This window comes from Pseudomonas serbiensis (assembly GCF_030580745.1).
Taxonomy (GTDB): Bacteria; Pseudomonadota; Gammaproteobacteria; order Pseudomonadales; family Pseudomonadaceae; genus Aquipseudomonas; species Aquipseudomonas serbiensis.
Window position 1 is genome coordinate 49,112 of sequence record NZ_JAUQOO010000004.1, and the last position, 24,355, is coordinate 73,466.

The following is a 24,355-nucleotide window of genomic DNA, read 5'->3' on the forward strand; positions in this document are numbered from 1 at the left end:
TATGAGAGCGCCGCGTCATTGCCCGGCAGTATTGATTGCCGCGCCCGCGTCCGGGCAGGGCAAGACCACGGTCACCGCTGCGCTGGCACGCTTGCACCGTAATCAGGGCCGCAAGGTCCGTGTGTTCAAGTGCGGGCCTGACTTTCTGGACCCGATGATTCTGGAGCGGGCCAGCGGCGCGCCGGTCTATCAACTGGATCTATGGATGGTGGGTGCCGACGAAAGCCGACGCTTGTTGTGGGAAGCGGCCGATGAGGCAGACCTGATCCTGATCGAAGGTGTGATGGGGCTGTTCGACGGCACGCCATCCAGTGCCGATCTGGCTCGTCATTTCGGCGTTCCGGTGCTGGGCGTGATCGATGGCACGGCCATGGCCCAGACCTTCGGGGCGCTGGCTTTGGGGTTGGCGCGTTACCAGCCGGACTTGCCGTTCGCCGGGGTACTGGCCAATCGGGTCGGCACCGTGCGTCATGCGCAACTGCTCGAAGGCAGCCTGACTGAAGGCCTGCGCTGGTATGGCGCGCTGTCCCGTGAAACCGGTATCGAATTGCCCAGCCGTCATCTGGGGCTGGTGCAGGCCAGTGAACTCAACGATCTGGACCTGCGTCTGGATGCCGCCGCCGATGCGCTGGCCAGCACCTGTGAAGTGGCCTTGCCGCCCGCTGTGACTTTCAATGCGCCGGATCCGGTGCCTGCCGAACCTTTATTGGCTGGCGTGCGTATCGCGATTGCTCGTGACGAGGCCTTTGCCTTTGCCTATGGTGCGAGCCTTGACCTGCTGCGAGCCATGGGGGCGGAGCTGTCGTTCTTCTCGCCGATCCGCGATAGCCGGTTGCCCGAGGCCGACAGCCTGTATCTCCCTGGCGGTTACCCGGAGCTGCACCATGCTGCTCTGGCCGAAAACGCTCCGATGCTGACGGCGATTCGTGCCCATCATCAGGCGGGTAAGCCGATCCTGGCCGAGTGCGGCGGCATGTTGTATCTGCTCGATGCCCTGACCGATGTCGAAGGGCAGCGGGCAGAACTGGTAGGCTTGCTGAATGGCGAGGCGGTGATGCAAAAGCGTCTGGCGGCGTTGGCGTTGCAAGCGGTCGAGCTGCCTGAAGGCTTGCTGCGCGGACACACCTATCACCATTCCCTGACCAGCACCGAGTTGCAGCCCATTGCCCGTGGCGTCAGCCCCAATGGCGGACGAGGCGCAGAGGCGGTGTACCGCGATGGGCGCCTGACAGCTTCTTACGTTCACTTCTATTTCCCTTCCAATCCCCAGGCGGTTGCGGCGCTGTTTACACCATGACCGATCAAGCGTTCAGCCCCCAGGAGCGGGAAGCGGTATATCGGGCGATTGCCGAGCGTCGTGACATGCGTCATTTCAGTGGCGGCAGCGTGGCGCCTGAACTGCTTGCACGTTTGCTTGAGGCGGCGCATCAGGCGCCCAGTGTCGGTTTGATGCAACCCTGGCGTTTTATCCGCATCAGCGACCCGGCATTACGGGTGAAGATGCAGGCTCAGGTGGAGGAGGAGCGGGTGCGTACCGCCGAGGCCCTGGGCGAGCGTGCCGACGAATTCATGAAGCTCAAGGTCGAGGGCATCAGCGATTGCGCCGAGGTGTTGGTCGCCGCGCTCATGGAGGATCGCGAGAAGCATATCTTCGGTCGCCGGACCTTGCCGGAAATGGACATGGCGTCCTTGTCCTGCGCGATCCAGAACCTGTGGCTGGCCTCCCGCGCCGAAGGGCTGGGCATGGGCTGGGTGTCGCTGTTCGACCCACAGCAACTGGCCAGCCTGCTGGGCATGCCCGAAGGCGCAAAACCCCTGGCGATTCTGTGTCTGGGGCCGGTGAAAGAGTTTTATCCTGCGCCGATGCTGGTGCTGGAAGGCTGGGCGCAGGCTCGGCCACTCAATGAATTGCTGTATGAAAATCAATGGGGAGTGAGTCCATGAGTGTGGCGCTGTTGAGCGTTGCCGGTGTGGCGCTGGATGCGTTGCTCGGCGAGCCGAAACGCTCACATCCGCTGGTGGCGTTCGGTCGTCTGGCCGACCGTATAGAGCAGCGTTTCAATTCCGGCGGTCGCGGCTGGCGCAGCCATGGCGTCACGGCCTGGTTTCTGGCCGTGGTGCCATTGACCCTGCTGGCAACACTCTTGAGCTGGTTGCCCTATGTCGGCTGGCTGGTGGAAATTCTGGCGCTGTATTGTGCGCTGGGGCTGCGCAGCCTGGGCGAACATGTGGAGCCGGTTGCTCAGGCCCTGCGCTCGGGCAATCTGGAGGAGGCGCGGCGCCGGGTCGGTTATCTGGTCAGCCGCCAGACCACCGAACTGGACGAGACGCAAGTTGCTCGGGCGGCAACCGAGTCCGTACTGGAAAACGGCAGCGATGCGGTGTTTGCCGCGCTATTCTGGTTTGCGGTGGCCGGTGCGCCCGGCGTTGTGCTGTACCGACTGAGCAATACGCTGGATGCCATGTGGGGTTATCGCAACGAGCGTTTCGAGCGCTTCGGCTGGGCGGCGGCGAAAATCGATGACCTGCTCAACTACATTCCTGCGCGTCTGGTGGCCTTGACCTACGCACTGCTGGGCAAGACTCGCCTTGCCTTGCGTTGCTGGCGAACCCAAGGGCCGACCTGGGACAGCCCCAATGCCGGGCCTGTGATGGCGGCCGGTGCCGGTGCCCTGGGTGTTGAGCTGGGTGGCGCGGCGATCTATCACGGTGAGCTGCATCAGCGTCCGCAACTGGGCGAGGGTGTGCCGGCCGATGCGAATGCTATCGACCGCGGCTGGCAACTGGTGCAGAGAGGCGTCTGGCTGTGGTTGCTGATCTTGTGCATGGGGGCCGAGTTCTATGCTTGAGCACGGTGGTCGCCTGCGGGCGGCAGCGCAACATTACGGTATCGACCGCGCTGACTGGCTGGACCTGTCCACCGGCATCGCGCCCTGGGCGTGGCCGATTCCAGACATTGCGCCACAGGCCTGGGCACGCTTGCCGGAAAACGATGATGGTCTGGAGGCCGCAGCCTGTGCTTATTACGGCGCGCCTCATCTGTTGCCAGTGCCCGGGTCGCAAGCGGCGATCCAGGCACTGCCACGTGTGCGCAGTACCTGCCGGGTCGGGGTCCTGTCGCCGTGTTATGCCGAACATGCCCATGCCTGGCGCAAAAGCGGATTTCTGGTGCGCGAAGTCCGGGAACATGAAGTGGAATACTTCCTGGACAGCCTAGACGTGCTGGTGGTGGTCAACCCCAACAATCCCACGGGCCTGCACCTGACCTCGGAACGTCTTCTGGAATGGCACGCTCGTCTGGCCGAGCGCGGCGGCTGGCTGGTGGTCGATGAGGCATTCATGGATAACACGCCTGACGCGAGTCTGGCGGCCGAAACCTGGCGGGTTGGTTTGATCGTGTTGCGTTCGTTCGGCAAGTTCTTTGGCCTTGCTGGTGTAAGGCTGGGTTTCGTGCTGGCTGAGCCGGGCCTGTTGAAATCGTTGGCGGAGCAGATCGGCCCTTGGGCGGTCAGCGGCCCGACACGGATTCTGGGTCAGGTGTGCCTGGGTGATCTGGAAGGCCATGCCCGGCAGCGCTTGCGCTGCGATCAGGCCAGCCAGCGATTGGCGACATTGCTCAGCAATAACGGCCTGAGCCCGCAGGGTGGCTGCGCGCTGTTCCAGTGGGTGGTTACGGAGCAGGCACAAGCCCTCCATGACTTCTTTGCCCGGCGTGGCGTGTTGCTGCGCTTGTTCGATGGTGAGGGTTCGGTCACCAGTCTGCGTTTTGGTCTGCCTTGCGAAGAGGCCGACTGGCTGCGCCTGGAAAATGTACTGCTTGAATACCGCAAGGAAACCCCATGACCACGTTGATGGTGCAAGGCACGACGTCCGATGCTGGCAAAAGCACGCTGGTAACCGCGCTTTGTCGCTGGCTGACCCGTCAGGGCGTCAAGGTGGTGCCGTTCAAGCCGCAGAACATGGCGCTCAACAGCGCGGTGACGGCAGACGGCGGGGAGATCGGTCGTGCCCAGGCTGTACAGGCCCAGGCCTGCGGGCTTGAACCCCACACCGACATGAACCCGGTGTTGCTCAAGCCCAATAGCGATACCGGCGCGCAGGTCATCATTCATGGTCGCGCTGTCACTACCATGAATGCGGTGGCCTATCACGGCTATAAAGAGATCGCGATGAAAGCGGTGCTGGAGTCGCACCAGCGCCTGGGCGAGGCTTATCCAGTGATCATGGTGGAGGGTGCCGGTTCGCCTGCGGAGATCAATCTGCGCGCCAACGACATCGCCAATATGGGATTTGCCGAAGCGGTGGATTGCCCGGTGTTGCTGGTCGCCGATATCAACCGCGGCGGCGTGTTCGCGCATCTGGTCGGTACGCTGGAGTTGCTGTCGCCCAGCGAGCAGGCGCGGGTCAAAGGGTTTGTCATCAACCGTTTTCGTGGCGATATCGCGCTGCTGCAACCGGGGCTGGACTGGCTCGAAGCGCGCACCGGCAAGCCGGTGGTGGGTGTGTTGCCGTATGTGATGGATTTGCATCTGGAAGCCGAAGACGGCCTGGATCGACGCCAGGCCGACAAGGTCGAGCAAGTGCTGAATGTCGTGGTGCCAGTGCTGCCACGCATCAGCAACCACACCGATTTCGATCCGCTGCGCCTGCATCCGCAGGTCAATCTGCAATTCATCGGCCCCGGTCAGCCTGTGCCTCCTGCTGATCTGATCATCCTGCCGGGCTCGAAAAGTGTGCGCAGCGACCTGACTTACCTGCGCGCCAATGGCTGGGACACTGCCATTGATCGGCATCTGCGCTATGGCGGCAAGCTGCTGGGCATTTGCGGCGGCCTGCAGATGCTGGGCCAGCAGTTGCATGATCCGTTGGGCCTTGAGGGCGCGGCAGGTTCCAGCCCCGGTCTGGGCTTGCTGGACATGAGCACGGTGCTGGAAGCCGAGAAGCAGTTGCGTAATGTGCGCGGACGTCTGGTGCTGGAAGACGCCGAAGTCTGTGGCTATGAAATCCACGCAGGTGTCACCAGCGGTGCTGCATTGGAAAACGCAGCCGTACGTCTGGACGACGGCCGCAGTGACGGCGCGCAAAGTGCTGACGGGCAGATTTTCGGGACTTATCTGCATGGCCTGTTCGAGTCGCCTGCCGCGTGTAGCGCACTGCTGCGCTGGGCGGGTTTGCAGGATGTGCAGCAGGTGGATTATCACGGGCTGCGCGAGCGGGATATCGAGCGTCTGGCCGACCTGGTGGAAAAACACCTCGATGGCCGTTTGTTGCGCGAGCTGTGCGGCCTGGAGGCGAATTGAAATGCTGCAATTGATCCTGGGTGGTGCCCGTTCGGGCAAGAGTCGCCTGGCTGAAAAACTGGCGGCGGAATCGGAACTGAGCGTCATTTATATCGCCACCAGCCAGCCGCTGGACGGCGAGATGAGTCAGCGCGTGATCAGTCATCGTCAGCGTCGCCCCGACAGTTGGGGGCTGGTCGAAGAGCCACTGGCTCTGGCCCGTGTCCTGCGCGAAAACGCCGCAACCGGGCACTGCCTGCTGGTGGACTGCCTGACGCTGTGGCTGACCAATCTGCTGATGCTCGATAATCCCGAGCGTCTGGTTCAGGAGCGCGATGCGCTGCTGGAGTGCCTGGGCGAACTGCCGGGCGAAATCATTTTTGTCAGCAACGAAACCGGGCTGGGCGTCGTGCCGCTGGGTGAACTGACCCGCCGCTATGTCGACGAAGCCGGGCTGTTGCATCAGGCCATTGCCGAGCGTTGTCAGCGTGTGGTGCTGACCGTTGCCGGCTTGCCTCTGACTTTGAAAGGAACCGCATTATGAGTAATTCCTGGTGGCTCAAGCCCGCTCAGGCCATCGATGTGCCGATGCGTGAAGCCGCTCTGGCTCGTCAGCAGCAACTGACCAAGCCGGCCGGTTCGCTGGCGCAACTGGAGCGGCTGGCGGTTCAGCTAGCAGGCTTGCAAGGGCGAGTCAAACCCAAGGCCGATCAGGTGTGGATTGCGATTTTTGCCGGTGATCACGGAGTCGTGGCGGAAGGCGTTTCGGCTTATCCGCAGGAAGTGACCGGGCAGATGCTGCATAACTTCGTCAACGGCGGCGCTGCGATCAGCGTGCTGGCCAAGCAGTTGTCGGCGCAACTGGACGTGGTTGATCTGGGCACCGTATCGCCTGTGGATTTCCCCGGTGTGCGGCATTTGCGCATTGGCGCAGGCACCGCCAATTTTGCCCATGGCCCGGCCATGACGGTCGAGCAGGGGCTGGCGGCCATGCAGGCCGGGCGCGACAGTGTGTTGCGGGCCAAGGCCGCGGGTTCCGAGCTGTTCATCGGCGGCGAAATGGGGATCGGCAACACCACAGCGGCCAGTGCTGTCGCCTGTTCGTTGCTGGAGTGCGCGGCGCAATTGCTGGTCGGCCCTGGTACTGGCCTGAACGCCGAGGGCGTGCGGCACAAGAGCGAGGTCATCGAGCGTGCTCTGGTCCTGCATGCCGAGCAGGCGGGCGATCCGTTGCAAAGCCTGTTCTGCCTGGGTGGTTTCGAGATTGCCGCGCTGGCAGGTGCTTATCTGGCCTGTGCGCAGGAAGGCATCGCGGTGCTGGTGGATGGTTTCATTTGCAGCGTTGCGGCGCTGGTCGCTGTGCGTCTGAATCCGTCCTGCCGCGACTGGCTGCTGTTTGGTCATCGTGGCGCGGAACCTGGGCATCGTCATTTGCTGGAGGCTTTGCAGGCTGAGCCTTTACTGGACCTGGGCCTGCGCCTGGGTGAAGGCAGCGGCGCAGCCTTGGCGGTGCCGCTGGTGCGGCTGGCCTGTGAACTGCACAACGGCATGGCGACTTTCGCCGAAGCAGCTGTGGCGGATCGTCCGGCATGACATTGCATCTGGACCTGTTGCGTCACGGTGAAACCGAACTGGGTGGCGGCCTGCGCGGCAGCCTGGACGACGCCCTGACTGCGACGGGCTGGCAGCAGATGCGCGAGGCCGTTGCACAAGCAGGCCCGTGGGATCGGATTTACAGCTCGCCCTTGCAGCGCTGTGCGCGTTTTTCCGAAGAGCTTGCGGACAAACTGGCGTTGCCGCTGCATCTTGAGCCGGGCTTGCAAGAGCTGCATTTCGGCGACTGGGAAGGGCACAGTGCCGCGCAACTGATGGAAACCGACGCCGAAGGGCTGGGGTTGTTCTGGGAAGATCCTTACGCTTTCACACCGCCCAATGGCGAGCGGGTTGTGGACTTCTCGGAGCGGGTGTTGGGCGCGGTTCAGGCTTTGCAGCAGCGCCATGCCGGTGAGCGAGTGTTGCTGGTCAGCCACGGCGGGGTGATGCGCCTTTTGCTGGCTCAGGCGCGGGGCTTGCCTCGCGAGCAGTTGTTGCAGGTCGTGGTCGGTCACGGCGCGCTGCTGTCCATCAAGGTTGCCGCTGGCGGCGTGTTGACGGAGAACTGAGATGCTGCCGTTCTGGATCGCCCTGCAATTTCTCAGCAGCTTGCCGATTCGGCTGCCGGGTATGCCGCAGCCTCAGGAGCTGGGACGCTCGCTGTTGTTCTACCCGCTGGTGGGCGTGCTGTTCGGTGTGCTGTTGATGATGCTGAACGTCGTGCTCGACGGCGCGCCACTGATGCTGCATGCCGCGTTGCTGCTGACGGCTTGGGTGTTGCTAAGTGGTGGCTTGCATCTGGACGGCCTGGCAGACAGCGCCGACGCCTGGCTGGGCGGCTTTGGCGACCGTGAACGAACCCTGAGCATCATGAAAGACCCGCGCAGCGGGCCTGTTGCCGTGGTGACACTGGTGCTGGTCCTGCTGCTCAAGTTCACCGCCATTCTGGCCTTGATCGAAAACCAAAACAGCATCGCCTTGCTGTTGGCTCCGCTGATCGGGCGCAGCGCCATGCTTGGGCTGTTTCTCGGCACTCCTTATGTTCGGGCGGGCGGTCTTGGGCAGGCGCTGGCCGATCATCTGCCAAAGCGCACCGGGCAGTGGGTCTTGCTGATCAGTGCGGGCGCTTGTGTGTTACTGGGTGGCTGGGCCGGATTGATTGCTGTGGTTGTGGCAACTGCGGGTTTCTTCTGGCTGCGCCAGTTGATGCTGCGCCGGCTGGGCGGGACGACCGGTGATACCGCGGGTGCCTTGCTGGAGTTGTTGGAGGTGTTGGTTTTGTTGGCGGTTGTGTTGGTCTTTCGCGAATGAATTCGCTCCTGCCGGTGCCGTGTAGGAGCGAATTCATTCGCGAAAGATGACACCTGTAATCTATTGACACAGCCATCCCGCGAGGCGTAATTTCGCGTTGTGATTATTTGCGGGTATATCCACGTAAATAGTGTCCGTCGAGCCTTGGGGAGCATAAAAACAATGACATCGGTCTGGCGTACCAGCGGTTGGATTCTGTTGGGCAGTGCGTTGATTCTCGCGCTGTCCCTGGGGACCCGGCATGGTTTCGGGTTGTTTCTGGCGCCCATGAGTGCCGAGTTCGGGTGGGGACGGGAAGTCTTTGCCTTTGCCATTGCCCTGCAGAACCTCATGTGGGGACTGGCGCAGCCGTTTGCCGGTGCCTTGGCGGATCGGTTCGGTGCGGCGAAGGTGGTGTTTATCGGCGGCGTGCTTTATGCCTCGGGCCTGATCTGCATGAGCATGGCAGATTCGCCTGCGAGCCTTTCCCTGAGTGCCGGTATCTTGATCGGGATTGGCCTGTCCGGGACGTCTTTCTCGGTCATTCTGGGTGTCGTAGGCCGCGCCTTGCCACCCGAGAAGCGCAGCATGGGGATGGGGATAGCCAGTGCTGCCGGTTCGTTCGGCCAGTTCGCCATGCTGCCGGGGACTTTGGGGCTTCTGAGCTGGCTGGGATGGTCCAGTACCTTGCTGGTGCTGGGTTTGATGGTTGCCTTGATTCTGCCGCTGGTGAGCATGCTCAAGGACAGCCCGGCGGCTTCGGCTGGCAGTGAGTTGACCTTGGGTGAAGCATTGCGCGAGGCCTGTTCCCATTCGGGTTTCTGGTTGCTGGCCCTGGGCTTTTTCGTCTGTGGTTTCCAGGTCGTGTTCATCGGCATTCACTTGCCTGCTTATCTGGTCGATCAACATTTGCCGGCCAAGGTCGGGACCACGGTGCTGGCCTTGATCGGGCTGTTCAATATCTTCGGCACTTACACGGCAGGCTGGCTGGGTGGACGCATGTCCAAACCGCGTTTGCTGACTGCGCTCTATCTGCTGCGCGCAGTGGTGATCGTGCTGTTCCTGTGGGTTCCGCTGAGTGAAACGACGGCCTATCTGTTTGGTATAGCAATGGGCTTGTTGTGGCTGTCGACTGTGCCGCTGACCAACGGTACGGTGGCGACGCTGTTCGGTGTGCGCAATCTGTCGATGCTTGGTGGTATTGTTTTCCTGTTCCACCAGTTGGGCTCCTTCCTGGGTGGCTGGCTGGGCGGGCTCGTGTATGACCATACCGGGAGTTACGATTTGATCTGGCAGGTGTCCATTCTGCTCAGCCTGATGGCGGCGGCCTTGAACTGGCCCGTGCGTGAGCGGCCGGTGGCTCGGTTACAACCTCAGGGTAGCGTGGCGTGAATCTGTCATGGCCTGTGCTGGCTGCGGTGCTGAGCGGCACCGTGGTGTTGGCGTTGCTCTGGTGGGCCTGGCAACAGGTCGGGCTGGCGGCCTTGCAGTTGGGGCTGGGTGCCTGTTGAGTGCAGGCTCTTCAAGGAGTAGCGTGTCTCTCCAGACAATAATGTAGGGATGCCTTGATGAAAATACGCTGGATTTCTGTCCCTGTTCTGCTGTTCGCCATGAGCGGTGCTGCGATGGCTGCCGATTGCCCGCCATTGCTGCAGGGCGAGTTGCCCAAGCTGCGTGCCAAGGAAAACATCGACCTTTGCAAGCGCTTTGCCGGCAAACCTCTGGTGGTGGTCAATACCGCCAGCTTTTGCGGTTTTGCCCCACAGTTCAAGGGGCTTGAGGAGTTGAGTCAGCGCTACAAGGCCCAAGGGCTGGAAGTGCTCGGTGTTCCGTCCAATGACTTCAAACAGGAGTCCAAGGACGGAGAGGAAACCGCCAAGGTCTGCTACGTCAATTACGGCGTGACCTTCACCATGACCGAGCCGCAGCCGGTCAGGGGTGATGATGCAACGCATCTGTTCAAGGTGCTGGCCGAGCAGAGCAGTGCGCCGCGCTGGAACTTCTATAAATATGTGGTGGACCGCCAGGGCAAGGTGGTCGCCAATTTCTCCAGCATGACCAAGCCCGACGACCCGGAGCTGATTGCAGCCATCGAGAAGGCTATCGCTTCAAAGCCATGACCTGATACGAAAAAGCCCGCGACCAGTGATGGTCGCGGGCTTTTTCGTGGCCGGAACAGGCTTTTCAGCCTGCTTCGGTCGGGTGTCATCAGAAGCGATAGGTCAGCGAAGTACCGATACCGTGGGCGCTGTTCTTGTAGTCAGCGTTGTAGGTGCCTTTGGTGGCACTGGAGTTGCGGATCTTGGCTTCGTCTTCCCACAGGTAGGAATAGGCGACATCAATGGTGATCGCGTCGCTCGGGGTCCAGCCAGCGCCGAAGCTGATGATCTGACGATCACCGGTCGGAATGCGTGGAGAGCGGTGCTCGTTGTTGGTAGGCGACTGGTCGACGGAGTAGCCGGTGCGCAAGGTCCACTCTTTATTGACCTTGTACGAAGCGCCGATGGCATGGGCCCAGGTGTCATGCCAGTCCTGTTCTTCGGAAATGCGTCCGATAGGACCGTTGGCACCACCCAGAACTGCTTGAACACCGCTGTTGTTGACGGTGATGTCTTTCAGGCGGCTCCAGCGTGTCCAGGTGCTGCCTGCATAGACGGTCCAGTTTTCATCCAGTTGCTGGGTGATGGAGAAATCCACCGACTCAGGTGTGCTGATATCCAGCGAGGCGTCGTACTTCTGGCCGTTGAAGATACTGAAGCTGCTACCTTCGATCTTGGTCTTGCCTTCGAGCTTGTAGTCGACCTTGGAGTGGTAAGTCAGGCCCAGGCGAGTGGTGTCTGTGGCCTGGACCAGGATGCCGACGTTGAAACCCAGAGCGACATCGTCACCCTTGATCTTGACCTTGCCGTCGTTTGTGCCCTGAGAAGCGGCGTTGACGGTCGAAGAGGTCAGTTCGCCTTCGATGCGGTTGATGGTCGGGCCGAAACCGATGGAAACCCGATCGTTGAAGGCGTAGCTGACAGTCGGCTGGAAGGTGACGACCTGTACGTGGCTCTTGTCGGCCCAGTAGCGGCCCGCGAAACCGTTTTCATAGTCGGTGACCAGGCCAAACGGCACATAGACACCCAGGCCGACGGCCCATTGATCGTCGAGTGGTTTGACGTAGTAACCCATGGGCACGCCAACGACCGGCACCATGTCGCCGTCATTGCTGCCGGTGAAAGTGCTGCGGGCATTGCTGATATCGGTCTTGGCGATGATTGCCGCCGCGCCAACGCTGACTTGTTCGCGCTTGAGACGGGACATGCCGGCCGGGTTGCCGAATACGGTACTGGCGTCCTCTGCGGAGGAGGAGCGTCCGGCAAAACCGGTACCCATGGCACTGATACTTTGTTCGTTGATTGCAAAGCCAGAAGCGAATAGTTGGGAAGATGCCAGGCCAATGGCTAGACCAAGTGTTGTCCTGTGAATTGCTTTTGTCGTTATTCTCATTATTAGAACTCCTTTGTTGATCACGGGGCGGAAATTACCAACATTTTCAAGAACGCGCTAGTGGGCTGAAGAGCCCGATTTAGAGCTATTTTTGTAGGACAATCCGATAATATTGCAGGAATTTTCCAGAACTTTGTTTTTTGGCAATCATGCTTGTTGCGATAAATAAATAGGTGCTACGCAAGAGTGCCAAGCGGTTACAAAGTCTCGTAATCGTCCTTGCGGTTGAAATATCTGTCGCCAGATTCTGGCCATGGCCAATGCATCGTCTTCGGTGGGCAAGGTGACGGTCTGGGCTTCGATCATCATCCAGGCAATGGCGGTGGAGTAGCGCAGGTTGACGGTCAGTTCCAGATGCGGCCCGCTCAGGAAGGCATGCTGGCTGGCAAGGCCGCGCACGCGGCTGGCGAGGTCCGGGTCTTGTGCCAGGTAATTGTCCCAAAGCTGTCGGTGCCGTAGTTCCGGGATGCGGTACAGGCCGTGGCCGCGTCTGCTGTCCAGCGCATCGCCTAGGGATGACTGGCTTGCCGCTATGCCCAGAAGCAGGGATTCGGCGCAGGCGTTCTGGCGATCCAGGTAGATCAGGGTCGGGCGGATTACATGACGGCATAATTCTATGGCTGCAATACCCATAAGACAGTCAGCTCGCAAGGTAATGGCCAACGGACCCTAATGCGTGGCAGCGGTGAATCGGATCGGGCCCGTTGGAAGCAGCCAGAGGCCGCTTGAGTTGAAGTGTAGTCTCATATTTGGAATGTAAAATTATGTTTTACATCGTTTTAGGTTTTACGCCCCGACCCTATAGATCGGTTGGCGATTAGCTTGGTCCGGCAGATATTAAAAAGCCCCGCTTTTGAGGGCGGGGCTTTTGAGGGTAGCCAGAGGCTTCAGGCGGTCAGGGCCTGGCGGGTGCGTTCTATCACAGCCTGCAGCGGCGCGGCGCTGGAGTACTGATCGGGGTAGAGGCGTTCGCTATGGCGGGCAATACCGTGTTCATTGACGATGGTAAAGCTGAAGGAGCCTTTGCGGGCGGCCATGATAAGGCAGTCCATTGGAGCGAAAGCGTGGGTGAGGGTGCGGATGGCATCCTGGGTCTGGATATGAGTAGTCATCATTGAAAGTGTTTCCTGAAACGACACGGAACAATACCGTGCATCAATAAAGGCTCCAGTAAACGCGGGCTGGCTTGAGTGTCGAAGCGGGCCGGGCGAAGAACCTGACTGGAACAAGGCAGTCAGTTGAAGCGCGCTTTATCGTATGGCGCCCTGGCTGACAGGTAGGTACTTAGGAGGGCAGGCAACACAACACGAGCAAAGGTTCGACGCTCGGGTGAAGATCCTGATCAATTGCAGGCTGGTCAGTGCAGGCCATGATTACGCTTTGCCCTTGTGGGCCAATGTTGCGCAGGACATGCCTGGAAACCATCGAGGTGGTCGATCCCTTGTTGTCGACACCGCTTCCATATGGAGTAGCGCTTGTCGGGGGACTTATCGACCGGAATTGATTTTCAGCTTGGTACTAACGGCGCGGATACTAATGCAATATCCAGAGTAATGAAAGGGGTATCTGTAAATATTTTTTCTTGTCGGGTGGTCTGTACGGGTCTCGTGAAAATCCACTTGTACACATTAGCGGCACAAGCTGCCACATCACTGTCACATACGACCCTAAGAGTTTGATTTACTGTGGTGAATTATTAAGTCAATGAAAAACATCGCTTTTTTTACTGGTGAAAAAATCGTCAGTTTGAGCGCAGCCCCCGTTCTATCTACGTTTGCGAGGGTTAAAGGGGGGTTGTCCACTGAGTTATCCACAGCTTCTGTGGATTGTCCCGTCACATGAAGCGGTTATATGCAGGGTTTACCTTGCGCTAAAAGAGAGTAGAGTTATGTCCCCCGATTTGCCCCCGCAATGCCTATCATGCCTGCCTTGAGTCGCAGTCTCTGTCCCGGAGACGTTTCTGAATCTTCTTTTGTTCACAATGCCGAAGGCACTGATCCGGCATGTATGGAGTCGTTATGGCCTTGGACCTGAACAGCCTGTTGCTGGGGCTTGGTGCGGCGGCGCTGCCTTTGTTGGCGTGGGTCTGGCAATTGCAGCGGCGTCTGGCGCGTCAGCAGGCCGATACGGCGTTGCTCGATGAACGCTTGAGCATGGCGCAGATGGCGCAGGACGGCCTTAACGCCCAACTGGACGCTAGCCGCGACGAGATCAGCGACCTGAGCCAGGCAAATTCTGCCCGGCAGGCCGACCTTGCTGCCGTGCGCCGTGAAGTCGAACTGTTGCGCCAGGAGTGCGATAACGGCCGCGATGCCGCTCATGGCTGGAACCTCGAACGGGCCAGCAAGGAAACCGAGCTGCGCCGTCTGGATGCGCAATGTGCCGCTTTGAATGCCGAGTTGCGCGAACAGCAGGAAAGCCATCAGCAGCGCCTGAACGATCTTCAGGGTTCGCGTGATGAGTTGCGCGCCCAGTTTGCCGAGCTGGCGGGCAAGATTTTTGATGAGCGCGAGCAACGCTTCGCTGAAACCAGTCAGCAACAGCTTGGGCAACTGCTCAACCCGCTGAAGGAGCGCATTCAGTCATTCGAGAAGCGCGTCGAGGAAAGCTATCAGAGCGAAGCCCGCGAGCGGTTTTCCCTGGGCAAGGAGCTTGAACGTCTGCAGCAGTTGAACCTGCGTCTGAGCGATGAGGCGACCAACCTTACCCGCGCACTCAAGGGCCAGAAAACCCAGGGCAACTGGGGGGAGCTGATTCTGGAGCGGGTGCTTGAGCATGCCGGTCTGGAGAAAGGCCGCGAGTACCAGACCCAGGTCAGTCTCAAGGGGCCTGATGGTGAACGTTTCCAGCCGGATGTTCTGATCATGCTGCCGGGCGACAAGCAGGTGGTGGTCGATGCTAAGGTCAGCCTGACGGCCTATCAGCAGTATGTGTCGGCGGCTGATGAGGTGATCGGGCAGGCTGCCTTGAAGCAGCATGTGCTGTCCTTGCGTAATCATGTCAAAGGTTTGTCCGGCAAGGATTACAAGCGGCTTGAAGGGCTGCACAGCCTGGATTTCGTTTTGCTGTTCGTGCCCATAGAAGCGGCGTTTTCAGCAGCATTGCAGGCTGAGCCCAACCTTTTCCAGGAAGCGTTCGATCGTAATATCGTGATTGTCAGCCCGACCACGCTGCTTGCCACCTTGCGGGTCATCGACAGCCTGTGGAAGCAGGAGCGCCAGAGCCAGAACGCCAGGGAAATCGCGGAGCGGGCAGGGTGGCTGTACGACAAGTTCGTGTTGTTCATTCAGGATCTGGACGAGGTCGGTAACCGCTTGCAACAACTTGATAAAGCGTATTCCGCTGCCCGCAACAAATTGACGGAGGGCCGCGGTAATCTGGTCAGCCGCAGTGAGCAGCTCAGATTGTTGGGCGCGCGGGCCAGCAAAAACCTGCCGCCAGACCTGCTTGAACGTGCCATGACTGACGAAGATGGCGTGTTGCGTTTACCTGAGTAAGGGCAGGGTGAGCCGCGTAAAACCGTCTGTCGTAAAGACTAGAAGGAAACGCGCAGAGATGTCACATTGATTCCATCGGGAAAAATGTTTTCCGAGACACTCGGCTAAATGAAAACTTGCTTCTATGATCAGTAGTAGCAATGGGCACATGGCCGGTTGCCTGGCTTTTCCCTCAAGGGGGCGTTATGAACAGCAAATTGCAAGAATGGCTCCATGATCTGGGTGTTGCACTGGGTTTGATTGAGCGGCCCAAACTGCAACCTGTACCTGTGCGCGCCGAGGACGAGCGTCGCCGCCCACGTCGATAAGCCTTGGTCGACCGCAATCGCGGTCACCTGTATTGGCGCTCAATCCGAGCGGGACGCAAGGCCGTGTCCCGTTATCTGCTTGCAATTGTCTTTTTTTCCTGGCGCTATATCTGGCGCATCAATACGATCAGATCCACCACCATGGGCAGCGATAGATGCTCGGGCTTGTCGAGGGCGCGCGCCCTTATGAAGGCCGGGAACTTGAAGTCGAACTCTTCTCCCAGGCGCCCGAAAAACTCATCTATATCCTCCTCGTCCAGAACGAGATCCTTGAAGGTCACATCGTCGCGCAGCGCAGATTTGTCCACAAGAATGACTCCCAGAACGTCGAGCACCCTTTGGTTGATGTCCTCGCGGTTCATGGAAGCCCCGGATTTTAATCATGTCAGGATTACGGGAACTTCGGATAAGCCAGCCCTCGGTTTCAGGCTAGCTGAAGTTTGCTGGCGGCCTGTGCTGGGCGACGGGTGTCCGATAGCGGGTTCAGGCCAGTCAGGTGATCGGCTAGACTGCGCGCCTTGTCTGCAACTGAAGAGAAAACCATGTCCCGTGCCCGTTGCGAGTGCTGTCTGCGTCCAGACAACCATTGTCTTTGCGCCTTGATTCCGCAACTGGACAGCCGCACTCGTGTGTTGGTGCTGCAGCATCCCAGTGAAGTCAGCCATGCCTTGAATACTGCACGCCTGGCCACCCTTGGGCTGGTCAATGCCCGATTGGTGGTGGGGGAGGTATTCGAGGATCTGGATGTGTTGTTGAACCAGCCCGGTTATCAGGCCCGCCTGTTGTTTCCGGGCGATGATGCGCAAGTGATGGCACCCTATGCCGATCAGGATCTGCCAACGCTGTTGGTGGTTCCAGATGGCACCTGGCGCAAGGCGCGAAAGCTGTTGCACCTCAACCCGCTGTTGGCCGCGCTGCCCAGAGTGACGCTGGGCTCGGCTCCGGTTTCACGTTATCGCCTGCGCAAGGCGCCCGGGCCGGATGCCTTGTCGACTCTGGAAGCGATCACCCATGCCTTGCAAACCCTTGAGGGCGGGGATTCTTTCTGCGCGCTGCTACAGCCTTTCGATGCCTTGATCGAAGGGCAGATCAAGGCCATGGGCGACGAGACTTATCAGCGTAATCACTCGGAAAAGTGAGCCGCAAAAACACTTGGGGACGTTATGTGTTCCCAGCTGTATCTGTGAGTACCGGCAATCTGTGCCTAGACTGACAACTTTGTTTTGTCTGACATGGAATGACCGATGCACATTTCCTCCGGCCGCTGGGTGTATGGCCTCTGTCTTGCCCTGTTGACCGCTTTTCTCTGGGGCATTCTGCCCGTCAAGCTCAAGCAAGTGCTTCAGGCGATGGATCCAGTGACGGTGACCTGGTTCCGTCTGCTGGTATCCGGCGTCCTGCTCTTTATATGGCTGGCATCAGTCAAGCGGCTGCCGAGCTTCAAGGTGTTGGGGCGCAAGGGCAAGGTTCTGGTGCTGCTGGCTGTGTTGGGGCTGGTGGGCAACTATGTGTTGTATCTGGTGGGGTTGCGGCTGCTGAGCCCGGGTACCACACAACTGATGATTCAGACGGGCCCGATCCTGTTGCTGCTCGGCAGCATCTTTCTGTTCAAGGAGCGATTCACTCTTGGGCAGGGCATTGGCCTGTTTGTGCTGCTGACCGGTTTTGGCCTGTTCTTCAATGAGCGTCTTGTGGAGCTGTTCACCTCGTTGAGTGATTACACCGCCGGGGTCCTGATCGTCTTTCTGGCTGCGGTGGTCTGGACGTTCTATGGCTTGAGCCAGAAGCAATTGCTGACAGTGTGGAACTCGTTGCAGGTCATGATGGTGATCTATCTGTTCTGTGCGCTGTTGATAACGCCCTGGGCGCATCCGATGGAGGCTTTGCAGTTGAGCCCGTTGCAGGGTTGGTTGTTGCTGGCTTGTTGCCTGAACACGCTGGTGGCCTATGGCGCCTTTGCCGAGGCTCTGGCTCATTGGGAGGCATCACGTGTCAGCGCGACCCTGGCCCTGACGCCGCTGGTGACGCTGGCTTCGGTTGCGGTGGCTGCCTGGTTGTGGCCGGACTATGTGCAGGCCGAAGAGATCAATGCGCTGGGGTATGGCGGTGCGGTGCTGGTGGTGCTGGGTTCGGCCTTGACCGCCTTGGGGCCGTCGATGATTGCAGGCTGGAAGGCCAGGAAGCAGCGGCTGGCGGTGTAGCATCCCGCCGCCCGATTCTTTCCTACTCCCGACCCAGTTGCCCGGCCTGCCGAAGCCATTGCTGGCGTTGTTCTTCGGTGGATGTGCGTATCGGTGAGAATTCGTTCAGGCGTTTTGTCTTGATCCCGCAAAAGGCCAGGATCGTCCGGATCATCTGGCGATGGGCCGGGGCGCCGTATATCCATTGGAAATAGCGGGGCGGGGTGTCCATGGTCACCAGCAGTTCAGCAGACTTGCCCTTGAGCAATTCGTTGGACGGATGCCGGCGACCATGGGCCTTGAAGGCAAAACCGGGCATGAAGACCCGGTCGAAGAAACCACTCAGCAAGGCCGGTAGCCCACCCCATGAAACGGGATAGACGAATACCAGATGTTCGGCCCAGTGGATCTGGCGCTGGGCTTCGAGCAGGTCTTGTTCCAGGTTCTGACTCTGCTCGTAGCCGTTGTGCAGGATCGGGTCGAACGTCAGTTCGCTGAGCCTGAGCGCTCTCACCACATGGCCTTTGCTGCGTGCTCCCTGCGAGTAGGCATCACCCAGGGCATGGCAGAAACTGACGGTCTTCGGTGTTCCGTAAATCATCAGGATGCGTTTCCCACTGCCTTCCAAGGGTGTTGCACCACTTTTGGGGTCAGCCATTGCTACCCGCCTCCAGCATTTTTTCCGGTCGCACCCAGGCGTCGAATTGCTCGTCGGTGAGGTAGCCCAGGGCAAGGGCGGCTTCACGCAAGGTCAATCCTTCGCTATAGGCTTTCTTGGCGATCTGCGCCGATTTGTCGTAACCGATATGAGGATTGAGGGCGGTAACCAGCATCAGGCCGCGTTCCAGGTGTTCGGCCATCTTCCCGGCATCGGGCTCAAGGCCCGCGATGCAATGCTCGTTGAAGTTGCGGCAACCATCGGCCAGCAGCCGGATCGATTGCAGCAGGTTGTGGATGATGACCGGTTTGTAGACGTTCAACTGTAGATGGCCCTGACTGGCGGCGAAACCGATGGTCACATCGTTGCCCATGACCTGACAGGCCAGCATCGACAGGGCCTCGCACTGGGTCGGGTTGACCTTGCCAGGCATGATCGAGCTTCCCGGCTCATTTGCAGGCAGTCGCACTTCGGCCAGCCCGGCGCGTGGGCCGGAACCCAGCAGGCGCAGGTCGTTGGCAATTTTCATCAGGGCGACGGCCAGGGTCTTGAGCGCCCCGGACAGGGCTGTCAGGGGTTCGTGGCCTGCCAGTGCCGCGAATTTGTTGGGCGCGGTGACGAACGGAAGTCCTGACAATGCCGCCAGCTCTGCTGCCACGGCTTCGGCGAACCCCTTGGGGGCGTTCAGGCCGGTGCCCACTGCGGTGCCGCCCTGCGCCAGCTCGAAGACGGCGGGCAGGGTTGCACGGATGGCTTTCTGGGCATAATCCAGTTGTGCCACGAAGCCCGACAATTCCTGCCCGAAGGTGATCGGCGTGGCATCCATCATGTGGGTGCGACCGGTTTTCACCAGTTTGATATGCCGTGTCGACTGCTCGGCAAGTCCATTGGACAGTTCGGCGATGGCGGGTAGCAGTTGCTCCTTGATCGCTTGTGCGGCCGCGATATGCATGGCTGTGGGGAAGCAGTCATTGGAGCTTTGTGAGCGATTGACGTGATCGTTGGGGTGGACCGGGCTCTTGCCGCCACGACCCTGACCAGCCAGTTCGTTGGCCCGACCGGCAATCACCTCGTTGACGTTCATGTTGCTTTGCGTGCCGCTGCCGGTCTGCCAGACCACCAGCGGGAATTGCGCGTCATGCTGACCGTCGAGCACTTCGTTGGCAGCCTGCTCGATGAGCCGGGCGATATCGGCGGGGAGGTCGCCATTGCGGTCGTTGACACGGGCGGCGGCTTTCTTGATCAGGGTCAGGGCATGCAGGACGGCAAGGGGCATGGACTGATCGCCAATGGCGAAGTTGATCAGCGACCGTTGGGTCTGTGCACCCCAGTAAGCGTCTTCAGGGACTTCTATCGGGCCAATGCTGTCTGTTTCGGTACGGCTCACTGGTCTTACTCCTTTAAGGTGCGTGAAGGTTAGGTGCCCATAGTCCGGCAGGGTTCCCGCGCTGTCTGTTCAGGGGCGGTTTTTAACCACTCAGTTAAGCGGGGGTTGAGCCAAAAGCGAACATAAGCGCAGAATGGTCGGCCTTGAGGTAATGCCTCGTTTGTCAGATTAAGGAAATTCGATGACCCGTCTTCGTGCCATCTGTACCGCGGTAGCCCTGGTTTGTGCCAGCGGTCAGGTTCTCGCCGACACCGCCAGCCACAACGCCAGTGCCGAAACTTTCCTCAAGCTTGCCAACGCTGACAGGCTGGGTGCTCCGGTCTACGCGCAGGTTCAGCAGATGTTTGCCCAGCGCTTTGCTGAAACCAAGGCGCCTGCATCGAAAAAAGCCCTGCTGGAAACCTATCAGGCCAAGGCCAATACCGCTCTCGACCAGGCTATCGGCTGGAACAAGATCAAGCCGGACATGGTCAAGCTCTACACGACCAACTTCACCGAAAGCGAGTTGAAGGATCTGGTTGCGTTCTACCAGTCGCCACTGGGCAAGAAAGTGATGACCAAAATGCCTGAGCTGGCTCAGCAATCGGCCCAACTGACCCAGAGCAAGCTGGAAAGCGCCGTGCCGGTCGTCAACAAGCTGCTCGCCGACATGACCGCAGAACTGGAGCCTGCCAAAGCCGCAGCCCCGGCTGCGCCCAAGAAACCCTGACAGGCGAGCTTTGTCATGACCATGCAACAACGAATCGAGTCGGCGCTTGCGCTGCTTCAGCCGCAGCACCTGCAAGTGCTCGACGAGAGCCACATGCACAGCCGTGGTCAGCAGACGCATTACAAGGCTGTTCTGGTCTGCGACCAGTTTCAGGGCTTGAACTCGGTCAAGCGGCATCAGAAAGTCTACGGCACGCTGGGCAGCCTCATGGGCGAGTTCCACGCCCTGGCGCTGCATACCTACACGCCTGAGGAATGGGCAAAGGTCGGTGCAGCGCCGGCTTCGCCGACCTGCGCTGGCGGTCACTGATCCAGGCCTCGGGGTTCGGTCCGTAGCAATATCCTGATACCTGCCTGACACCTGTTTTGCTAGAATCCGCACCGCGCCGCATGGCCGGTGCGTTTTTCGTTTGGATTTTTTTTGCCCGGTAGGCCCTTTACGAGGGTCACCACCAGGAGAGATACATGACTCAAGAGCCGATGACTCAGCCGATCGTCGTGGCTGCGCTATACAAATTCGTGACCCTCAGCGATTACGTCGCCCTGCGTGAGCCTCTGTTGCAGGCCATGATTGCCAATGGCATCAAGGGCACTCTGTTGATCGCCGAGGAGGGCATCAACGGTACGGTTTCCGGTAGCCGTGAAGGCATCGACGGCCTGCTGGCCTGGCTGAGAAACGATCCGCGCATGGTCGATATCGATCACAAGGAATCGTTCTGCGACGAGCAGCCGTTCTACCGCACCAAGGTCAAGCTCAAGAAAGAGATCGTCACCCTGGGCGTCGAAGGCGTGGACCCCAACAAGAGCGTCGGCACTTATGTCGAGCCCAAGGACTGGAACGCCCTGATCACCGATCCTGAAGTGCTGCTGATCGATACCCGTAACGACTACGAAGTGTCCATTGGCACCTTTGAAGGCGCTATCGACCCCAAGACCACATCCTTCCGCGAGTTTCCAGAATACATCAAGGAACACTTCGATCCGGCCGTCCACAAGAAGGTCGCGATGTTCTGCACCGGTGGCATTCGTTGCGAAAAGGCGTCGAGCTACATGTTGGGCGAGGGCTTCGAGGAGGTTTATCACCTCAAGGGCGGGATTCTCAAATACCTCGAAGAAGTGCCCCAGGAAGAAAGCCAGTGGCGTGGCGAATGCTTCGTGTTCGATAACCGTGTCACGGTGCGTCACGACCTGAGCGAAGGCGACTACGATCAATGTCATGCCTGCCGCACACCGATCAGTGCCGAAGACCGCGCCAGCGAGCATTATTCTGCTGGCATCAGTTGCCCGCATTGCTGGGACACCCTGAGCGAGAAGACCCGTCGCAGCGCCATTGATCGGCAAAAGCAGATCGAGCTGGCCAAAGCCCGTAACCAACCGCACCCGATTGGTCATAACTACCGTCTGCAATCCGAGGCCTGAGCCATGTCCTCCCGCCTGATCTATGTAATGGACCCGATGTGCTCGTGGTGCTGGGGGTTCACTCCGGTTGCCGATGCACTGGTACAACAGGCTCGGGCGGTGGGCGTTCCGCTGCATCTGGTCATGGGCGGTTTGCGCTCTGGCACGGCGGCGCTGGACTCGTCGACGCGGCGTTACATTCTTGAACACTGGGAAAGCGTGGGGAAAACCACAGGGCAGCCATTTCGTTTCGAGGGTGCCTTGCCGGACGGTTTCGTCTATGACACCACACCCGCCTGTCGGGCGGTGTGCGCGGCCCGCAGCCTTGACCCGCAAGCAGCGTGGGAGCTGGTCAAGTTGATTCAGCTGGCGTTCTACACCCAGGGGCGTGATGTCACTTATGCCCCGTTGCTGGTCGAGCTGGCCGAGCAGGCGGGGCTTGCCCGTCAGTCGTTTGCGGATGCTTTCGACAGCGCTGAACAGCGAGCGGCCACGGCTGCCGACTTCGCCTGGGTGCAGGGTCTGGGTATTGCCGGTTTCCCGACCCTGCTCGCCGAGCACAACGGTCAATTCGCGTTGCTGACCAATGGTTACCAACCCTTGAACGAGCTGGCGCCATTGCTTGGGCGATGGCTGGAGCGTGCCGCCAGTGCGTGACGAGCCTTCTCCCAAGCAGCCAGAGCCCCGCAGCGACAGCTTGAGTTGGGCCGAGATCCGGCGGCTGGCATTACGTCATAAAAAAGCCCTCTGGATCGCCAACGGCGTGGCTGTGCTGGCGACGCTGTGCAGTGTGCCGATTCCGTTGCTGCTGCCGCTGTTGGTGGATGAAGTGCTGTTGGGGCGTGGCGACGCGGCACTGAGAATCATGGACCATGCCTTGCCCGAAGGCCTGCAGAAGGCGGTGGGCTATATCGGCCTGATGCTGGTGCTGACTCTGGTTCTGCGGGCGGGGGCTTTGCTGTTCAATGTCCTCCAGGCGCGCCTGTTCGCTCGTCTGGCCAAGGATATCGTCTACCGCATTCGCCTGCGCCTGATCGAACGCCTCAAGCGTATTTCCCTGCGCGAGTATGAAAGCCTTGGCAGCGGCATGGTGACGACGCATCTGGTCACCGATCTGGATACGCTGGACAAGTTCGTCGGCGAAACCCTCAGTCGCTTTCTGGTGGCAACCCTGACCCTGGCGGGTACGGCCGGCATTCTGATGTGGATGCACTGGAAGCTCGCGTTGCTGATCATGCTGTTCAACCCACTGGTGATCTTTGCCACGGTGAAGCTGGGCAAGCGGGTCAAGCATCTGAAAAAGCTGGAGAACGACAGCACTTCGCGTTTTACCCAGGCCCTGAGTGAAACCCTTGATGCCATTCAGGAAGTGCGTGCTGGCAATCGGCAGGGCTTTTTCCTGGGGCGCCTTGGGCTGCGCGCTCGGGAAGTGCGCGATTACGCAGTGAATTCGCAATGGAAAAGCGATGCTTCCGGCCGGGCCAGCGGCCTGCTGTTCCAGTTCGGTATCGATATTTTCCGTGCTGCCGCGATGCTGACCGTGCTGTTCTCGGATCTTTCCATTGGCCAGATGCTCGCGGTATTCAGCTATCTGTGGTTCATGATCGCGCCGGTGGAGCAACTGCTGAACCTGCAATACGCCTATTACGCGGCCGGTGGGGCGCTGACCCGGATCAATGAACTGCTGGCCCGTGATGACGAGCCGCAATATCCCGGTGTCGTCGACCCCTTCAAGGGCCGGGAAACCGTGGGCATCGAGGTGCGAGGCCTGAGTTTCGGCTATGGCGAGGATCTGGTGCTGGACCGGCTGGATCTGTCGATTGCGCCCGGAGAGAAGGTGGCGATAGTCGGCGCCAGTGGTGGCGGCAAAAGTACCCTGGTGCAGTTGTTGCTGGGCTTGTACAGCGCGCAGACCGGGACTATCCGTTTTGGCGGCTCCACCCAGCAGGAGATCGGTCTGGAGCGGGTGCGCGAACATGTTGCGGTGGTGCTGCAACATCCGGCGTTGTTCAACGATACCGTACGCGCCAACCTGACCATGGGGCGCGATTGTACGGATGAGGCTTGCTGGGCGGCGCTTGAGGTCGCTCAGCTTGAGTCGGCCATTCGCCTGTTGCCCGAAGGCCTGGACAGCATCGTGGGGCGTTCCGGGGTGCGTTTGTCCGGTGGGCAGCGGCAGCGGCTGGCGATTGCGCGAATGGTTCTGTCCGATCCGAAAGTCGTCATCCTGGACGAGGCGACTTCGGCGCTGGATGCCGCCACCGAATACAACCTGCACAAGGCTTTGGCGCGCTTCCTGCGCAGCCGCACGACCTTGATCATTGCTCACCGCCTGTCAGCGGTTAAACAGGCTGATCGGGTGCTGGTATTCGACGGTGGCCGTATCGCCGAAGATGGCGATCACCAGCAACTGATTGCAGAGGGCGGCCTTTACGCCAAACTATACGGCCACCTGCAGCAGATCTGATCGCTCCAGCGCGAATGACACGCCTGCTTTGTGCGCAATGTTGCACCTTGTATAAAATCCGGGAAAATCACTCGTCCCGATTGATGGATTTGGCCTAG

The 24,355-nt window shown here is 59.8% G+C and carries 27 protein-coding genes; 21 read left to right on the top strand and 6 right to left on the bottom strand.

Annotation, left to right across the window (positions count from 1 at the left end):
- The first annotated feature begins 1 nt into the window (after position 1).
- From Q6A51_RS06825 to Q6A51_RS06880, 12 genes are all read left to right on the top strand, one after another.
- Positions 2-1,297 carry a cobyrinate a,c-diamide synthase gene (locus Q6A51_RS06825; RefSeq protein ID WP_200999962.1) on the top strand — a complete coding sequence of 432 codons (1,296 nt, stop codon included), beginning with the start codon at positions 2-4 and terminating at the stop codon, positions 1,295-1,297.
- Positions 1,294-1,944 (top strand): 5,6-dimethylbenzimidazole synthase, encoded by a 651-nt coding sequence (bluB, locus tag Q6A51_RS06830; RefSeq protein WP_200999961.1) that lies wholly within the window; start codon positions 1,294-1,296, stop codon positions 1,942-1,944. Before Q6A51_RS06825 ends, bluB begins: the two co-directional genes overlap by 4 nt.
- Positions 1,941-2,849 carry an adenosylcobinamide-phosphate synthase CbiB gene (cbiB, locus tag Q6A51_RS06835; protein WP_201017246.1) on the top strand — a complete coding sequence of 303 codons (909 nt, stop codon included), beginning with the start codon at positions 1,941-1,943 and terminating at the stop codon, positions 2,847-2,849. The genes bluB and cbiB overlap by 4 nt, the downstream gene beginning before the upstream one ends.
- On the top strand, positions 2,842-3,843 hold the full coding sequence (cobD, locus tag Q6A51_RS06840) for a threonine-phosphate decarboxylase CobD (RefSeq protein WP_304574406.1): 1,002 nt from the start codon (positions 2,842-2,844) through the stop codon (positions 3,841-3,843). Before cbiB ends, cobD begins: the two co-directional genes overlap by 8 nt.
- Positions 3,840-5,300 carry a cobyric acid synthase gene (locus Q6A51_RS06845; RefSeq protein ID WP_304574407.1) on the top strand — a complete coding sequence of 487 codons (1,461 nt, stop codon included), beginning with the start codon at positions 3,840-3,842 and terminating at the stop codon, positions 5,298-5,300. Before cobD ends, Q6A51_RS06845 begins: the two co-directional genes overlap by 4 nt.
- A gap of 1 nt (position 5,301) precedes the next feature.
- A complete protein-coding gene (gene cobU / locus Q6A51_RS06850; protein ID WP_304574408.1) occupies positions 5,302-5,823 on the top strand; it encodes a bifunctional adenosylcobinamide kinase/adenosylcobinamide-phosphate guanylyltransferase in 522 nt (173 codons plus the stop codon).
- The gene (gene cobT / locus Q6A51_RS06855) at positions 5,820-6,872 is read left to right on the top strand and encodes a nicotinate-nucleotide--dimethylbenzimidazole phosphoribosyltransferase (protein WP_304574409.1); all 1,053 of its coding nucleotides are present in this window, start codon (positions 5,820-5,822) and stop codon (positions 6,870-6,872) included. Before cobU ends, cobT begins: the two co-directional genes overlap by 4 nt.
- The gene (cobC, locus tag Q6A51_RS06860; protein WP_304574410.1) at positions 6,869-7,441 is read left to right on the top strand and encodes an alpha-ribazole phosphatase family protein; all 573 of its coding nucleotides are present in this window, start codon (positions 6,869-6,871) and stop codon (positions 7,439-7,441) included. Before cobT ends, cobC begins: the two co-directional genes overlap by 4 nt.
- Position 7,442: 1 nt before the next feature.
- Entirely contained in the window at positions 7,443-8,183 is a 741-nt protein-coding gene (locus Q6A51_RS06865; protein WP_304574411.1) for an adenosylcobinamide-GDP ribazoletransferase, read from the top strand.
- A 162-nt stretch (positions 8,184-8,345) separates the two neighbouring features.
- Positions 8,346-9,554, top strand: a complete 1,209-nt coding sequence (locus tag Q6A51_RS06870; protein ID WP_201017239.1) for an MFS transporter — start codon at positions 8,346-8,348, stop codon at positions 9,552-9,554.
- The gene (locus Q6A51_RS06875; RefSeq protein ID WP_260417455.1) at positions 9,551-9,673 is read left to right on the top strand and encodes a hypothetical protein; all 123 of its coding nucleotides are present in this window, start codon (positions 9,551-9,553) and stop codon (positions 9,671-9,673) included. The genes Q6A51_RS06870 and Q6A51_RS06875 overlap by 4 nt, the downstream gene beginning before the upstream one ends.
- A 57-nt stretch (positions 9,674-9,730) precedes the next feature.
- Positions 9,731-10,282 carry a glutathione peroxidase gene (locus tag Q6A51_RS06880; RefSeq protein ID WP_201017238.1) on the top strand — a complete coding sequence of 184 codons (552 nt, stop codon included), beginning with the start codon at positions 9,731-9,733 and terminating at the stop codon, positions 10,280-10,282.
- Between the two features lie 88 nt (positions 10,283-10,370).
- Here the strand turns inward: Q6A51_RS06880 and Q6A51_RS06885 are convergent, their stop codons facing one another.
- The 3 genes from Q6A51_RS06885 to Q6A51_RS06895 all read right to left on the bottom strand — a co-directional run bounded on the left by Q6A51_RS06885 (position 10,371) and on the right by Q6A51_RS06895 (position 12,766).
- On the bottom strand, positions 10,371-11,654 hold the full coding sequence (locus Q6A51_RS06885) for an OmpP1/FadL family transporter (protein WP_201017237.1): 1,284 nt from the start codon (positions 11,652-11,654) through the stop codon (positions 10,371-10,373).
- A 147-nt stretch (positions 11,655-11,801) separates the two neighbouring features.
- Complete coding sequence (locus Q6A51_RS06890) at positions 11,802-12,287, bottom strand: hypothetical protein (RefSeq protein WP_200999950.1); 486 nt, start codon at positions 12,285-12,287, stop codon at positions 11,802-11,804.
- Between the two features lie 254 nt (positions 12,288-12,541).
- A complete protein-coding gene (locus tag Q6A51_RS06895; protein WP_201000272.1) occupies positions 12,542-12,766 on the bottom strand; it encodes a hypothetical protein in 225 nt (74 codons plus the stop codon).
- Between the two features lie 1,020 nt (positions 12,767-13,786).
- On the opposite strand from Q6A51_RS06895, the gene rmuC reads away from it, so the two are divergent.
- On the top strand, positions 13,787-15,151 hold the full coding sequence (gene rmuC, locus Q6A51_RS06900; protein WP_304574522.1) for a DNA recombination protein RmuC: 1,365 nt from the start codon (positions 13,787-13,789) through the stop codon (positions 15,149-15,151).
- A 185-nt stretch (positions 15,152-15,336) separates the two neighbouring features.
- The gene (locus Q6A51_RS06905) at positions 15,337-15,459 is read left to right on the top strand and encodes a PA1414 family protein (protein ID WP_117164006.1); all 123 of its coding nucleotides are present in this window, start codon (positions 15,337-15,339) and stop codon (positions 15,457-15,459) included.
- A gap of 104 nt (positions 15,460-15,563) precedes the next feature.
- Here the strand turns inward: Q6A51_RS06905 and Q6A51_RS06910 are convergent, their stop codons facing one another.
- A complete protein-coding gene (locus Q6A51_RS06910) occupies positions 15,564-15,821 on the bottom strand; it encodes a hypothetical protein (protein ID WP_200999949.1) in 258 nt (85 codons plus the stop codon).
- Positions 15,822-16,001: 180 nt separating this feature from the next.
- Between Q6A51_RS06910 and Q6A51_RS06915 the strand changes: the two genes are divergently transcribed.
- Both Q6A51_RS06915 and Q6A51_RS06920 read left to right on the top strand, forming a co-directional pair.
- Entirely contained in the window at positions 16,002-16,598 is a 597-nt protein-coding gene (locus Q6A51_RS06915; RefSeq protein WP_304574412.1) for a tRNA-uridine aminocarboxypropyltransferase, read from the top strand.
- A 105-nt stretch (positions 16,599-16,703) separates the two neighbouring features.
- Entirely contained in the window at positions 16,704-17,660 is a 957-nt protein-coding gene (locus tag Q6A51_RS06920) for a DMT family transporter (protein WP_201017235.1), read from the top strand.
- Between the two features lie 22 nt (positions 17,661-17,682).
- Here the strand turns inward: Q6A51_RS06920 and Q6A51_RS06925 are convergent, their stop codons facing one another.
- Positions 17,683-18,297, bottom strand: a complete 615-nt coding sequence (locus Q6A51_RS06925; RefSeq protein WP_304574413.1) for an NAD(P)H-dependent oxidoreductase — start codon at positions 18,295-18,297, stop codon at positions 17,683-17,685.
- Complete coding sequence (locus tag Q6A51_RS06930; RefSeq protein WP_201017233.1) at positions 18,290-19,684, bottom strand: class II fumarate hydratase; 1,395 nt, start codon at positions 19,682-19,684, stop codon at positions 18,290-18,292. Before Q6A51_RS06930 ends, Q6A51_RS06925 begins: the two co-directional genes overlap by 8 nt.
- A 181-nt stretch (positions 19,685-19,865) precedes the next feature.
- Between Q6A51_RS06930 and Q6A51_RS06935 the strand changes: the two genes are divergently transcribed.
- From Q6A51_RS06935 to Q6A51_RS06955, 5 genes are all read left to right on the top strand, one after another.
- Complete coding sequence (locus Q6A51_RS06935; RefSeq protein ID WP_200999944.1) at positions 19,866-20,393, top strand: DUF2059 domain-containing protein; 528 nt, start codon at positions 19,866-19,868, stop codon at positions 20,391-20,393.
- Between the two features lie 15 nt (positions 20,394-20,408).
- On the top strand, positions 20,409-20,702 hold the full coding sequence (locus Q6A51_RS06940) for a BolA family protein (protein ID WP_201017232.1): 294 nt from the start codon (positions 20,409-20,411) through the stop codon (positions 20,700-20,702).
- Between the two features lie 170 nt (positions 20,703-20,872).
- The gene (gene trhO / locus Q6A51_RS06945; protein WP_201017515.1) at positions 20,873-21,811 is read left to right on the top strand and encodes an oxygen-dependent tRNA uridine(34) hydroxylase TrhO; all 939 of its coding nucleotides are present in this window, start codon (positions 20,873-20,875) and stop codon (positions 21,809-21,811) included.
- Positions 21,812-21,814: 3 nt separating this feature from the next.
- Complete coding sequence (locus Q6A51_RS06950) at positions 21,815-22,447, top strand: DsbA family protein (RefSeq protein WP_200999942.1); 633 nt, start codon at positions 21,815-21,817, stop codon at positions 22,445-22,447.
- On the top strand, positions 22,440-24,257 hold the full coding sequence (locus tag Q6A51_RS06955) for an ABC transporter ATP-binding protein (RefSeq protein WP_405046131.1): 1,818 nt from the start codon (positions 22,440-22,442) through the stop codon (positions 24,255-24,257). Before Q6A51_RS06950 ends, Q6A51_RS06955 begins: the two co-directional genes overlap by 8 nt.
- The last annotated feature ends 98 nt before the right edge of the window (positions 24,258-24,355 follow it).

Coding starts and splice junctions, on each gene's coding strand:
- Q6A51_RS06940 (WP_201017232.1), top strand. CDS start 20,409: ATGACCATGCAACAACGAATCGAGTCGGCGCTTGCGCTGCTTCAGCCG.
- Q6A51_RS06885 (WP_201017237.1), bottom strand. CDS start 11,654: ATGAGAATAACGACAAAAGCAATTCACAGGACAACACTTGGTCTAGCC.
- cobC (WP_304574410.1), top strand. CDS start 6,869: ATGACATTGCATCTGGACCTGTTGCGTCACGGTGAAACCGAACTGGGT.
- Q6A51_RS06905 (WP_117164006.1), top strand. CDS start 15,337: ATGAACAGCAAATTGCAAGAATGGCTCCATGATCTGGGTGTTGCACTG.
- trhO (WP_201017515.1), top strand. CDS start 20,873: ATGACTCAGCCGATCGTCGTGGCTGCGCTATACAAATTCGTGACCCTC.
- bluB (WP_200999961.1), top strand. CDS start 1,294: ATGACCGATCAAGCGTTCAGCCCCCAGGAGCGGGAAGCGGTATATCGG.
- Q6A51_RS06870 (WP_201017239.1), top strand. CDS start 8,346: ATGACATCGGTCTGGCGTACCAGCGGTTGGATTCTGTTGGGCAGTGCG.
- Q6A51_RS06890 (WP_200999950.1), bottom strand. CDS start 12,287: ATGGGTATTGCAGCCATAGAATTATGCCGTCATGTAATCCGCCCGACC.
- Q6A51_RS06895 (WP_201000272.1), bottom strand. CDS start 12,766: ATGACTACTCATATCCAGACCCAGGATGCCATCCGCACCCTCACCCAC.
- cobD (WP_304574406.1), top strand. CDS start 2,842: ATGCTTGAGCACGGTGGTCGCCTGCGGGCGGCAGCGCAACATTACGGT.
- Q6A51_RS06880 (WP_201017238.1), top strand. CDS start 9,731: ATGAAAATACGCTGGATTTCTGTCCCTGTTCTGCTGTTCGCCATGAGC.
- Q6A51_RS06825 (WP_200999962.1), top strand. CDS start 2: ATGAGAGCGCCGCGTCATTGCCCGGCAGTATTGATTGCCGCGCCCGCG.
- Q6A51_RS06910 (WP_200999949.1), bottom strand. CDS start 15,821: ATGAACCGCGAGGACATCAACCAAAGGGTGCTCGACGTTCTGGGAGTC.
- Q6A51_RS06920 (WP_201017235.1), top strand. CDS start 16,704: ATGCACATTTCCTCCGGCCGCTGGGTGTATGGCCTCTGTCTTGCCCTG.
- cobT (WP_304574409.1), top strand. CDS start 5,820: ATGAGTAATTCCTGGTGGCTCAAGCCCGCTCAGGCCATCGATGTGCCG.
- Q6A51_RS06950 (WP_200999942.1), top strand. CDS start 21,815: ATGTCCTCCCGCCTGATCTATGTAATGGACCCGATGTGCTCGTGGTGC.
- Q6A51_RS06915 (WP_304574412.1), top strand. CDS start 16,002: ATGTCCCGTGCCCGTTGCGAGTGCTGTCTGCGTCCAGACAACCATTGT.
- Q6A51_RS06925 (WP_304574413.1), bottom strand. CDS start 18,297: ATGGCTGACCCCAAAAGTGGTGCAACACCCTTGGAAGGCAGTGGGAAA.
- Q6A51_RS06845 (WP_304574407.1), top strand. CDS start 3,840: ATGACCACGTTGATGGTGCAAGGCACGACGTCCGATGCTGGCAAAAGC.
- cbiB (WP_201017246.1), top strand. CDS start 1,941: ATGAGTGTGGCGCTGTTGAGCGTTGCCGGTGTGGCGCTGGATGCGTTG.
- cobU (WP_304574408.1), top strand. CDS start 5,302: ATGCTGCAATTGATCCTGGGTGGTGCCCGTTCGGGCAAGAGTCGCCTG.
- Q6A51_RS06865 (WP_304574411.1), top strand. CDS start 7,443: ATGCTGCCGTTCTGGATCGCCCTGCAATTTCTCAGCAGCTTGCCGATT.
- Q6A51_RS06935 (WP_200999944.1), top strand. CDS start 19,866: ATGACCCGTCTTCGTGCCATCTGTACCGCGGTAGCCCTGGTTTGTGCC.